Here is an 11,053-nt window from a genome sequence, read left to right as displayed (position 1 = left end):
GACATTGAGGCAATTTTGGAGATGATTGAAGGGTAAACCCCAAAAGGGAATTAGGAATCACGCCCCCTAAAAAGGGGTATTACTCGCACAAAACTTTACAATTGCAGGGTTGTATTTTCTCTACGAAGCTGCGATCGTAAGTAATTAAGGAAGATTGATGCGCGGTAGCTCAGTGTACCACCACTGAACTAACCACGAACTTCCCCAAACCGTAGAGTTAGTACGTTTGGAGCCTAACAATTATGCCAGTTTCAGCCGATCGCATTTCTGGGCGATCGCAACTCTTAACGGAGTTGGTGGGGTTTTGTCATGAGTAAACCTCTTACCAGCTACCGACGGATTGACCGATTAAAAGCGATCGCATTTGAGCGCGGTTTTACCAATGAAGATGCCAGACAGTTCGGCAAGCTTTCAAAAACTGCTACTTGGGAAACACTGCTCAAACTCTACCTCGTCGAGGGTGAATCGCTTGACACAATGCTAGACATCACACTAGACAACACGCTAGACATTGTAGACAAAACTGTAGACAGTGTAGACACCTTGGGCTGGACTAATGATGGTTCCTTTCCCGTGTGCTTTCCCCGTCATGATTCCAGCTTCTTAGACTGGGTGGATTTTGGACAACTGGTTGCGCTACTACTCGCATCAGCGGGCGTGTTCGTGCTGGCTATGAGTCTCTGGCGTCAAATTAACCCCCTGAATTTATTCCCTCCCATCAAAATCAACATTCAAATTGGAGCAACAAAATAATGGGAACAATGACCCGACTATTCGGTGGCGAAGTTAGCGACGCCATCAGCAGCAAGAATGAGAAGCTGAGCGCTCCAACAGATGCTAGCGTTATCACACCGCTCAACCCCGGCAACTTTACCAGTATCCGCACCACGCCCGTAGTGGATGCTCCGCGCTACTTCACAGAGGAAGAGGCGGACGCGATGAAGAAGTTGGCAAAAGAAAAAACCCAAAACGCTCGTCACGCCAAAAAAGCCTACAAATCGCTAGGTCAGATTGAGGAGTCTGATGCAAAGGTACACAAAGCGCATCGAGGGTACGAAAAAGTCGTTGCCACTGGCGAACTCACGAAGAAAAAAGCTGATGTGGGCTTAGCTAAGCACTTGCACGGCTTGCGTCCTGGTTATGCCCGCCTGGGTATAGGTTTAGAAAAGGCAGAAAATCGAGCCAGCGAGCGGATTGAAGCTATCAAAGCAAAACTGCTCGGAGGTACGGAGCAATGATAAAGGCGGTCGCACTCGGTAACAATTTCCTGCTGTGTGCGATTGCCTCCAGTTTCCTTTGCTGGCTGGCATCGCTGCATTTCTCGCTCCTGCATTTTGTACAAGCATTATTTGCTCTCAAGTTAGTAGTCAGTATCAGCGCTTGGATTCTAGATGATGCTCTCGTAGCACTGCTAAAAATCAATTTGATACAGTTGCGCTTTCGGCTGATTGCTAGCACGATCGGAGCTTTGGTCGGCGTGGGGGTCATGCTATGTCGCTCCTGAAAGTTTCCGTACTGTCCATATCTGGGCTTACCCTTTGGCTAGCGCCACCATTTGTTTTTTCCCGCAAAATACCTCTGCACAATTTTATGCAAGGCACCGCCCTGGTGTCTGGGTTTGCTTGTTGTTTTGAAGCTCGCCGATGTGCTCTTAAGGTCGCTAAGGCTGAGGAATTCGAGGCAATGAAAGAGCGAGCTATCAATGCCGATGTGGCAGATGAACTCGCTGTTTCAGCCTATGTATCCGAACAAGAACGTAGAACCGAGGCAGAACTTTTACTAGCTACCGACGCCAACCGAGAACTCCTAGAACGCGCTTTAGCACTGAGTTCTGAGAATGAAGAGGAGGCAGAACGAAAGCTAGCTGAGAACGCCGATAACGAACTCCGAGAACGCATCCTGCAATTGCAAGCTCGGGGGTACAGCAAGGCGAAAATCATTCTCGAAATTTGGGGAGCCTCGAAAGGTGGTTCAGAGAAATACAAGGCTGCTGATGCTGAGTACAAACGTTTAATACAAGATGAAGGAGGATGAAGAACGTGGGCCGGGGGACAGCTCTTGTGGCCCGCCCCCCGGCCGCGACTTGCTGCTTGCTTGCTTAACTTGCAACCGGGTTGAGTGATACCCGGTATATAAAAAAGGTAAAAAGTAAAAATGTAATACTTAGGAGGACGAGGTACAAAGGATTTGAGAGATTTTTGATTGTGTTACTTTATACACGAAAAACTTGATTATGAAACAGAAAGGAATAAAACACGGTGGGAAGAGGCTGGGGGCTGGGCGTCCTCACAGATGGGCCGGGGGGAAAACAAAAACAATACGTGTACCTGCGGCTTATGTCGATAAGATTCTGCGAGTAGTGCAGTTTATGGATTGCAATGAGGGACAGCTTCCCACTGATATAGCTTTCCATACCGAAGGAGAAGAGTTTTCGATTCCCGGATATGACGCTATTAAGGAAATCCCTTACCCTGACTACCGTTTGTACAACCAACGATATAGGAACAGCAACTGGTAATTACAAGCGAGATTTTTTCGACGGGTGACAATATCTGCTTATTATTGGGAATTTATTGCCGTCGGAAAAATAACCGTCACCCTCTAACACTACTGAAACTCAGTGAAACGGTTGACAGTTGTGTCGAGGCAAGCGGTAGAATCAGAATTACAGAAAGAGGTCCTGGCTACGTTGATTCAAGTGTCGCGTAGATTCTGCCAGGTTATCTGAAAAAAAAGACCTAAACGGCGATTGGTGGAGTCCTAACCCCGCGTGAGTGGGATTAATTCAGAAGACAACCCTTAGAGATGTCTTGGAGTAGGGAGTATCGAGCAGTGCGTGACAGAGGCTCAAGAAACACTTCAAGATAGGTTGGTGAAAGGCGGCGATTCAGAGGCTTGGGAAACAGGTGGCACCGGGATGCCACGCGTGCGAAAAATGCAACACACCAATCTCACAACAAGCTGGAGGGTTCCTCATTCGCACGAGGAGAACTAGCTTTTACCGTCAATATTCTTCCTTTGACGGCTAAAAGCGGTTCCTGTTGTAGTGCTTGGTTTTCCAGCACACAAATCTTCCAGCAACCATAAAAATACCAAAAACCGCTGCTATCAATTGGAACCTGACACAGCGGTCTTGGTACTCAAGCTCGTTTACGGCGAGCCAAGATCATGACTTCATCATACCCTATTGAGGGTATAGATTTAAGTTTTCAGGACTGCGTGGTCAAGTCTGGTATTGACCCCGAAATCTATACTTTCAACTTTGATCCTGTCAGCGGTATTGCCATCTACGACCTGCTTTATCGCGACATTGACCCCAAAACCAATAGCAGCAGTGGCAGCACTAAAGCTAAAAGAAATTATGCAAAGTGCGAGAGTGCAACTGGCTTCATAGTTAATGGTCGCTTCCGGCAACTAGCTGGGGAACCGATCGCAATTGACAAGAAAGGCCGCCCCCGCGCATACTTTCAGCCGCAAGGGAAGCCCCTACAAATTTTTTGCGCGCGAGTGACTGTCAAAGTGTGGCGAAGGGTTGCGGCTAAAGCTGGGTTATCAATGCCTGCCTACCCAGCCGTCGGACTTGATGGGGAAGCGCTTGGATTTTGGGATTGGGTAATTAGCAGCGGTTGCCCGATCGTAATTACTGAAGGTGAGAAGAAGGCAGCGGCACTAATTTCTCGTGGATATGCAGCGGTCGGACTTCCTGGGATTCACACGGGTTACAGAGTCACCGAACGCGGGGAAACAGTAAGAAAACCAGACGGGACAGAATATCAGCGAGCATCGGCGCGAGAACTGCACACAGCACTCCAACCGCTTGACACAGCAAAACGTGAAATCACAATCGTCTTTGATCACCGCGCCGGGGATTATTCCCAGAGTCAGGAGTTTCGCGCCGCTAGCACCCTAGCAAAATTGTTCAAAACAGCGATCGCAAAAATTGCAATTTTGCCCGGCCCTCACAAAGGGGTAGATGATTTCTGCGTAGCTGGTGGCGATATTGACGCTGTGCTGTCTGCCGCCGAACTGTTTTCTAAATTGCAGGACGAGCGCTTGTGGCGGATGCACCGTGGGTTCTCCCCCGATATCCTCACTAATTCGCGATACTTTGACACCGACGCTCCCGGAAGCGGAAAAATCACGGCTATCAAGAGCGGTCTTGGCACTGGCAAAACTGAGTATCTCAAAAATAAGGTAGCGGCAGACAGAACGGGCGTTCAAATTAACCTCACCTACCGCAACAGCTTGGGCTTGCAGCTTGCCGAAAAACTGAGCAGTTATCACCTGGACGCTCACGCTGGCTACAAAATGTTTGCGAACCCTGACGCTCGCTTAACTCTCTGTGTAGACTCCCTTCTTAAAATCCCCCTAGAACGGCTTGAAGGCTGCACCCTGATAATTGACGAGTCTGCAAGTGTCATCAAGCACCTTTTGACAAGCAGAACGCTCTTTGACAAACGGCTTGAGGTTCTAGAACGCTTTGAACTTGCTTGCCAAAAGTGCGATCGCATTGTCCTCACAGATGGGCATCAAGCCGACTGGGTTGTCAGCTACATTTCCCGGCTCTCTGGCAAAGCAGCAACCAAAATTCAAAACTTATTCAAGGGCGATACACCACCAGTATTTTTTGCCATCCCTGAAGCTGGTCAATCCCTCAAGAAATTTGATGAATGGTACACCCATCAAATTCTTGCCGCTGTCTGTCCCGCCATAGCTACTGATTCCGTTGAGAAAGCTGAGGCAATGGCAGAACTTCTACAGGTTTCGCACGGTGAAGGCATTCTCCTCACAGCCAAGACTGTAACTGAGGCGTGGGCTAAAGAATTTTTGGCTGACCCTGACGCCTATATCCGCGAACAACAGCCCGCATGGTTGATTTATTCTCCTACAGCAGAATCTGGTGTAGATATTTCCATCCTGCACAAATTCTCAGATATGTTCTGCTGGTTTGTTGGGATGATCGGTGTAGACGAGTGCTTACAAATGAGCCGCCGTGTCCGTCATCCTGAGCGAATCACTGTTTTTGCTGCTGAGCGTGGCTTGGGTTCATCTAAAGACGGTGATGCAACCTACTACAAACAAATCAGTGCGGCGATCGAGGAGCGAGTAACGGCTGAAGCCCTGACTCTGACTGACGAAGTGCTGAGTGCAGCCACAAGAGAAGCGATCGCCCAACAGGCACAATCGCCCCATCACGAGACTTACTGCAAGATCAAGGCTAAAGAGAACTTTGAGCGGCGTGATTTGCGGGGGTATCTGTTTAAAGCTTTTGAAGCTGGGGGTTATGCTCCGCAATGGGTACAAGCTGGTAGTTCCGAGTCAAACGAGCATTTGGAAGCCAAACAAGAATGTCGCGACAAAGCAGCCAAACAAATATTTGACGCTGACGATATAGATTTAAACGAAGCTCTCGAAATAGAACGCAGTTACTCCGCGTCCTGGGCAGAACGCTGTCAAGCCATCAAAGCTCGGCTCAAGGCTCGACTACCAGGAATCGAACGCTCGACTCTCTGGACGTGGGAGTTTGTTCGGCTTGTCAGGTTTGAAGACCGCGCGTTGCTAAGCAAGCTCGAAGCTTCCTGGCTCTTTAAAAACCAGGAGGATGCCGAATATCTGCAACGTCGCAAGTGGAAACAACAGCTCCGAACTTTCTTGCCCGACATTTCCGATCGCTGGCTGAAGCTGCGACTCCTAAAAAATCTGGGAATTGAACAATTCCTAAACCCTGACAGCTCCTGGACTGCTGACTCTCCAGAAGTCCGAGATTTCATCAAGCGCTGCAAGAAAAAAGCTGTGGCTAACGTGCTGGGCTATCCCGACAAGAAGGCTCCCATGCGCTACATCAACCGCTTGCTAGCGAGTATCGGTGTCAAACTGGTCGCCCAACAAATTCGAGAGGGTTCTGAGCGCGTCTGGTCTTACCGATATCAGCCAGAAGGCACCACCAAACTTACTTCAAAGGGTGCTCAGCGGGTCTGCTCCCTTCCTGAAAATTGGGATGTTTTGGCTGAGTTTACAGCCGTTCGCCTGGTCAAAAAAATGGAAGATTTAAAACAGGTTGAATTGCTTGAGCAGCAAGGCTTTGAGGTTGTCACAGATGAAGCTATAAATAAACAAATACAGCAATCATCTGTGACAGAACCAACAGCGGAAAACACAGCAGAAGTATCTGCTGTTGAGGAAGCTTGGGGATGGGTCAAACGATGGGGACAATGGGTTCGCTGTCATGCGGTTGGGTGGTGTCAAGAGCGAACACGCCGCTTAATTCAGTATCAGGGCCCGACTGGTGAGTGGTTGGATATGCTAACTTTCCCTGAAGACATTTGCTGGGATGGATCGACGTGAGCTGTAGTGATTCAAGCCCTGGGTCAGGATATGCTGATATCCTGATGTAGCAGCAAGGGTTACAGAGCTTAGGCGGGAAAATGTCGCTATCCCCGCCTATAACAAGGTTTTGGAGTGAGGGGAAAAATTGGCGTTATCCCCGCCTAAACCCCTAGCGGGATTTTTTCGACGGGTTCTTAAGTCTTTGTCGAAGTGAAAACCATTTAGAAGACCGTCGAAAAAATAGCCGCCTGCCCGTCTGGCTGAGGACACTTAAAGTCGTGTGTCAGGCGCTTGACACTATTTAATGACCTTAGCAGTTCCAGGCTCTGGCTCAGGATATGATCTGTTTATCCTGACTCATCGTTTATGGGAAGTCCGGGAGAAAAGGGGTCAACCTCTACCTCTGGGCGCAAATTTTTGTCTCTATAGGTAAGCAGTACATAATAGAGAGCAAACTATCAATCGGTAAAAATATGGCTACTTCATGGCTCAACGGATTCACTGACTGCCACAAGCAGGAATTTCCAAAAGAACCCCACAATAAAGAATATATGGAAGGATGGCTTGAATCTTTAGGATGGTACGCAGGGTACTCCCTAAACGAATCGATGTGTGACGACCCAAAATATACAAAAGGTTACGAAGAAGGAAAAAATGAGCGAGACCGCCAAGAACAAAAAAAGAATGAAGAAAAGCGACAAAAGGATACCCAAATTAAAGAATTATACGGGATGACCTAAAAACAAGTTTTCCCGCCTAAACCCCCCAGCGGGATTTTTTCGACGGGCTGCTAAATTCTTGCTGAAACGACAAAACTCGTTTCAGACCGTCGGAAAAATAGCCGCCTGCCCGTCCGGCTGAGGACACTTAAATTTGTGTGTCACGCGCTTGAGACTATTTTAATGACCTTAGCGGTTCCACGTCCTGAGTCAAGATATGCCCTTATTCTGAGCCAGCTTTTAGAGTAAATAAATCTTGCTCAACTTTAAATGACGAAGTTGTCTTACTTCTTGGTCAAAACGTCTTACTCATTGGACAACTTTGTCTTATTTGTAAGGCAACTCTGCTTAACAACGGCTGGCACTGTTCCTAGCTTATCCAGAGGAGTTAAGGGGGAAGCTCCAATATGCTAGTATTGATGAGTTTACAAAATTTTTCCTTTATTTCATAAAAAAGATGCGTGAAATACAGAACGACCTAGCAAGAGGGTTTTTGATCAGAGCTAGCAATGCAATACAACAAGAAGACTATACAAAAGCTGTCTCTTATGCTACGACTGCCTTAGACATAGTGTTTATGAAAGCTAGTGAGTTTTTTTTCGGTCAATTTCCTTTTAAATTTGACACTTTTCAAAAGTTAAATCAGATTAATTCTACTAAGGGGATTTCAGGAGTATCCTCGGAATTAAAAGAAGGAATAAAAGCTTTAAAAGATGGTGTACAGCATTCAGTGGATAGAATACAAGAATTAGAAGAAATAACTATTTGTTATGGTTTAGGTATTAATATAGAGCAATATGTCCGTTACAGAAAAATGGCAGGATATTTCGCTCCAACAGCAGTAGGTGACGAAGTTTATCAAAAATCAGGTCTGTTTTCTAGGTCAAAATTTAGTTTTGATAAAAAAGATGCAGAAGTTTCGTTGAACTATTGTGCTAAAACCATAATAAACATTGAAGAGACTTTACAACGGCTTAATAAACCTTTAAGCGAAGAATAATTAATGAACCGATCCTGCTCGCAAACATTCTAGCGTTTGTTCCAGAAGCTAGAATGTTCGCTAAATCAGGATATGTGCCATGCTCGTCTAGCATAGGACACCCGTCTATTGAAATGGTTAGATAGGGGTTTTAGCTATTTATGGAAACGGTACGAACTGAAACCAATAGTTACACATAAGACTCATTGAGTAGCATTCAGAACCTTTTCATCAAAATTTTCTTTAATCTTGCAGTATGTAAAGAACGTTTTAGACGATCCTTTTTTTCCCACCCTCCTTTTTCTATACCTTCTTTTATAATTTCTACGCATACTTGATAGGGTTGTTGAACATCTTCACGTGTACTACTCAAAACCTTAATAATATCTTGGCAATATTGAGTTATCTTTTTAGAGTTTAATTCGGGTGTCTTAATTCCATTATTTATGAGATACTTTAACAACATTAAAGTGTGCCATTTGTATTTACTAAAATCACTTGGCAGTTTTTTACTATTGAATAGCTTATTAAATTTATAAAGAGCAAGAGTTGCACAGTAGTAAGCAATCTCATTTTGCTCATCTAGGAAGAGTTTATTTTCTGACTGCTGAAAAATTTGTGTGGGATAGCTTGCTGCTATATGAGGTATTTCTAAAAACATAGCCGAGAAAGCACGCGCAACGGTTCTTATATCAAAAATCTTTGAGTCTGATATTTTCAGTCCTGAATATTGCCTTTCTCTTCTTTCAAAAAAAATCTTTAACTCGTCACCTGCATCATCATTACAGCTATTAAAATAGACTTCTATATTTTTTGCTTTTGACTTGAGTGATAAAAATTTTTCATCCTCAACATAGCTTTGGTTGTTTGTAGCTTGTACGATTTGATTTATTATGTCTGCATCACTAACTTCTATAACTTTTACTGTCAACATTGTTGAGTCATCAGTTAGCAACTCTTTATTCCTAAAGAGAACGTGACTTGTTTGACAGCCATTTACAATTTGATAGTTAGACAGACTAATTGTATCACTTTGAACTCTTACATCAGGCGAAACAATAGTAATACCATTATTTAATATCGCAAATCTATCCCTCGTTTCCTTTGAAGTCAAAGTGTCTTTAATACTTGAATTTACAGAGTTAGACTCGCCTAGAAAAGCTCGAACATTTTCTTCAAAAATGCCACTTTTTATTCGATCATCATCAGCATTTTTTAAAAGTGAGTTGATAAAGTTTTTAGCGGGGATTACACAAATATAGGCTTCTTCAACCCCTTTAATGTTGTCATAGGGGATACATCCCTTAACTTTTACTTTTGCTTCAACAGGCTGACGAATGCTAATCAACAAAGTGATAATCTCATCTCTATCTAATTTTAAAGATTCAACGTTATTAAAATAACCTGTACTTTCTAATTTCTTTTGATTAACTTTTAGAGCAGCACTTAATTCTTTTTCATCATTCCATACCCCTGTTGTAACAAAATATGTTCTGGTATTAGGCTTGCCATGTTTAACCTTATGAAAATTTACAACAACTTTATCAAATATTTTATGAGCTTCAGATAATATTTCATCATAAGAGTGTTCGGGATGATCGGATAGAAAATCATATACACAATCTCCGAAATTTGTGAGTTCCTTTTTTTCAAATTTCTCCGATGTTTTTGATTGAATAAAAATAAATTCAACCTCAACATTTCTCCTGTGAGACTCAAAAATAGCGTCAATTTCTTCTTCTGTTGTCACTAATTCTCCATCAACAATAATAATTACACCATCAATGCCAGGGTCTTCATCACCTGTGGTGATGCCACTTGTATCTATACGACCCGAGTAATATTTAGATGCTATACAATAATTAACAAAGTGTTCAAATCGTTTGGCTTCATTCATAGATTCAATACAATGTTCTTCAGAAAAAGTTTTTAGGCTTGATGAGATAATTTTGTGCATTTTCAGCTACCTTTTTTAGATATAAGGATGTTTTAATCAATGATATTTTTAGCTTAACATATCCCCATTATTTGTACCCTTAAAGCTATCTAATAGTGCTGCTAATATCTTTGTGAGGACTTTTCAAACGCTAAGCTCAGGAACATTTTAGCTAAATTAGGTGATTTTTGCCATGCTGCTCCAGGAAAAGCGGTGGTCATAGGGCTGAAACGTATTGCTGTCTGGGGTATTCAAAACCCTAAACAGCATTGTCCGGAGTATGGTTAAACTGAATTACCTCAAAAAAGCAGCTTGTGGGTAGTGGAAGAATGACATTTAAAACTTTTACAGGGGTTGAGCAGGGAAATTTTAGTATCCCCGCCTAGAACAAGGTTTTGGAGTAAGTGGGAAATTACCCTTTCCCCGCCTAAACCCTAGCGGGATTTTTTCGACGGGCTGCTAAATTTTTGCTGAAATGAAGAAAATCGGTTTCAGACCGTCGGAAAAATAGCCGCCACCCTCCTTAACTGTTGCCAGAAATCAAGAAACCGTGTGTCACGCGCTTGACACTGTTTGGCATGACTGTTATGGTAAATGAAACGCTTGACACAAGGGATTCATTTGTTATGCCAAACCCTAAAGGACACGAAGACTCAATCAAAGATTCCCGCTTTAAAGCTGCTTGGCAGAGTGGCCCAACTCGCACCATTCGAGTTCCGATCGCCTTGGCTAACGCTACCCTAGATTATGCCCGACAACTTGATCAAAAAATCGAACCGCGTGACACAGCAGATAGTCGTAGTGGTTCCGAAGTCGAGAAGAAACAGTCTCAATCGCGTGATACAAGCGGTTCAATAGATGAAATAAAGCGATTAAAGGGTGAATGTAAGCGACTTCAAAATTTAGTAAGTGACATGAGGATTGAGCTGTACCATACCCGGCACCCTGAAATTGAGCTACCAGAGGCTGCTGACTTGTTAAACAGGCTCAAAGCCAAGCGTAAGAAATCAGCGGTAACACTCGCAGACATTGAGGCAATTTTGGAGATGATTGAAGGGTAAACCCCAAAAGGGAATTAGGAATCACGCCCCC

The 11,053-nt window shown here is 44.2% G+C and carries 10 protein-coding genes; 9 read left to right on the top strand and 1 reads right to left on the bottom strand.

Annotated features, from left to right (window positions below):
* The first annotated feature begins 309 nt into the window (after positions 1-309).
* From QUA07_RS28995 to QUA07_RS28960, 8 genes are all read left to right on the top strand, one after another.
* Positions 310-753: a hypothetical protein gene (locus tag QUA07_RS28995; protein ID WP_333332459.1), complete on the top strand. Its 444-nt coding sequence runs from the start codon at positions 310-312 to the stop codon at positions 751-753.
* The gene (locus QUA07_RS28990) at positions 753-1,238 is read left to right on the top strand and encodes a hypothetical protein (RefSeq protein ID WP_333332455.1); all 486 of its coding nucleotides are present in this window, start codon (positions 753-755) and stop codon (positions 1,236-1,238) included. Before QUA07_RS28995 ends, QUA07_RS28990 begins: the two co-directional genes overlap by 1 nt.
* A complete protein-coding gene (locus QUA07_RS28985) occupies positions 1,235-1,504 on the top strand; it encodes a hypothetical protein (protein ID WP_333332452.1) in 270 nt (89 codons plus the stop codon). Before QUA07_RS28990 ends, QUA07_RS28985 begins: the two co-directional genes overlap by 4 nt.
* Before the next feature lie 86 nt (positions 1,505-1,590).
* Entirely contained in the window at positions 1,591-2,034 is a 444-nt protein-coding gene (locus QUA07_RS28980; RefSeq protein WP_333332449.1) for a hypothetical protein, read from the top strand.
* A gap of 199 nt (positions 2,035-2,233) precedes the next feature.
* Entirely contained in the window at positions 2,234-2,518 is a 285-nt protein-coding gene (locus tag QUA07_RS28975; RefSeq protein ID WP_333332445.1) for a hypothetical protein, read from the top strand.
* A gap of 650 nt (positions 2,519-3,168) precedes the next feature.
* A complete protein-coding gene (locus QUA07_RS28970; protein ID WP_333332442.1) occupies positions 3,169-6,345 on the top strand; it encodes a plasmid replication protein, CyRepA1 family in 3,177 nt (1,058 codons plus the stop codon).
* Between the two features lie 455 nt (positions 6,346-6,800).
* Entirely contained in the window at positions 6,801-7,067 is a 267-nt protein-coding gene (locus QUA07_RS28965) for a hypothetical protein (RefSeq protein ID WP_333332439.1), read from the top strand.
* Positions 7,068-7,503: 436 nt separating this feature from the next.
* Positions 7,504-8,046, top strand: a complete 543-nt coding sequence (locus QUA07_RS28960; RefSeq protein ID WP_333332437.1) for a hypothetical protein — start codon at positions 7,504-7,506, stop codon at positions 8,044-8,046.
* Between the two features lie 196 nt (positions 8,047-8,242).
* Here QUA07_RS28960 and QUA07_RS28955 read toward each other — a convergent pair whose 3' ends face one another.
* Positions 8,243-9,982: an AIPR family protein gene (locus QUA07_RS28955; protein ID WP_333332434.1), complete on the bottom strand. Its 1,740-nt coding sequence runs from the start codon at positions 9,980-9,982 to the stop codon at positions 8,243-8,245.
* A 605-nt stretch (positions 9,983-10,587) separates the two neighbouring features.
* On the opposite strand from QUA07_RS28955, the gene QUA07_RS28950 reads away from it, so the two are divergent.
* Entirely contained in the window at positions 10,588-11,022 is a 435-nt protein-coding gene (locus QUA07_RS28950) for a hypothetical protein (protein WP_333332432.1), read from the top strand.
* Positions 11,023-11,053 lie beyond the last annotated feature (31 nt).

Source organism: Microcoleus sp. T3_A4, assembly GCF_036700465.1.
In the GTDB taxonomy this organism is placed as follows: domain Bacteria; phylum Cyanobacteriota; class Cyanobacteriia; order Cyanobacteriales; family Microcoleaceae; genus Microcoleus.
This window is presented reverse-complemented; position numbering and strand designations above follow the sequence as displayed.

Bases quoted from the DNA above. Each gene is read 5' to 3' on its own strand.
- QUA07_RS28970 (WP_333332442.1), top strand. From the start codon at position 3,169: ATGACTTCATCATACCCTATTGAGGGTATAGATTTAAGTTTTCAGGAC.
- QUA07_RS28975 (WP_333332445.1), top strand. From the start codon at position 2,234: ATGAAACAGAAAGGAATAAAACACGGTGGGAAGAGGCTGGGGGCTGGG.
- QUA07_RS28980 (WP_333332449.1), top strand. From the start codon at position 1,591: ATGCAAGGCACCGCCCTGGTGTCTGGGTTTGCTTGTTGTTTTGAAGCT.
- QUA07_RS28960 (WP_333332437.1), top strand. From the start codon at position 7,504: ATGCGTGAAATACAGAACGACCTAGCAAGAGGGTTTTTGATCAGAGCT.
- QUA07_RS28985 (WP_333332452.1), top strand. From the start codon at position 1,235: ATGATAAAGGCGGTCGCACTCGGTAACAATTTCCTGCTGTGTGCGATT.
- QUA07_RS28950 (WP_333332432.1), top strand. From the start codon at position 10,588: ATGCCAAACCCTAAAGGACACGAAGACTCAATCAAAGATTCCCGCTTT.
- QUA07_RS28990 (WP_333332455.1), top strand. From the start codon at position 753: ATGGGAACAATGACCCGACTATTCGGTGGCGAAGTTAGCGACGCCATC.
- QUA07_RS28995 (WP_333332459.1), top strand. From the start codon at position 310: ATGAGTAAACCTCTTACCAGCTACCGACGGATTGACCGATTAAAAGCG.
- QUA07_RS28955 (WP_333332434.1), bottom strand. From the start codon at position 9,982: ATGCACAAAATTATCTCATCAAGCCTAAAAACTTTTTCTGAAGAACAT.
- QUA07_RS28965 (WP_333332439.1), top strand. From the start codon at position 6,801: ATGGCTACTTCATGGCTCAACGGATTCACTGACTGCCACAAGCAGGAA.